Source organism: Vibrio sp. YT-19(2023) (assembly GCF_033337395.1).
The window spans coordinates 1-728 of sequence record NZ_JAWOQN010000444.1 but is presented as its reverse complement, the minus strand read 5'-3'; the positions used below and the strand labels follow the sequence as shown (position 1 = coordinate 728).

2 protein-coding genes are annotated in these 728 nt (G+C 46.0%); both read left to right on the top strand.

Annotated elements, in window-relative coordinates:
- Window positions 1-372 (top strand): alpha-isopropylmalate synthase regulatory domain-containing protein (locus R7E78_RS26425; RefSeq protein WP_318058649.1); only part of this gene is annotated, 372 nt, incomplete at its 5' end.
- A gap of 82 nt (window positions 373-454) precedes the next feature.
- The coding region (locus tag R7E78_RS26420) for an isocitrate/isopropylmalate family dehydrogenase (RefSeq protein WP_318058648.1) at window positions 455-728 on the top strand (274 nt) is incomplete at its 3' end.

Genomic DNA, 728 nt, shown 5'->3' with positions numbered 1-728 from the left:
TTGAATTACCTAAGCGTGCAATCGGGCAGCGTGATGGCAACCACCAGCATCAAGATGCAATGTGGTGATGCGGAAATGTGTGAAGCGGCGGTCGGTAATGGGCCTGTTGATGCGCTATACCAATGTATCTACCGCGTGACAGGTTACGAGATCGTACTAGATAAATTCGATCTAACCGCAAAAGGTGAAGGTGAGGATGGTCTAGGTCAAGCAGACATCATTGCCAACTACAAAGGTAGAAAATACCACGGTACGGGCGTTTCAACCGATATCGTAGAAGCTTCTGGTCAAGCGCTATTGCATGTTATCAACAGCATCCATCGCGCAGACACCATTGCCGAGATGAAGCAGAAAAAGATTGCTACGGTATAGTCATACTGAGCTTTATCGCTCAGGGATAAATAACACGATTTCAAATAATTAAGCTCAAAAATTAGAAGATTAAAGGAATAACATGACAGACAAATCATACAAAATTGCCGTACTTCCTGGTGACGGCATCGGCCCAGAAGTGATGGCTCAAGCGCTTAAAGTTCTGGATGCTATCGAGCAAAAACATGGCATCTCATTTGAGCGCGAAGAACATGATGTTGGTGGTATTGCTATCGATAATCATGGTTGCCCACTTCCAGAAAGTACGGTAACAGCGTGTGAAGAGTCTGACGCGGTTCTATTTGGTTCGGTGGGTGGCCCTAAGTGGGAACATTTGCCACCAAACGACCAGCCAG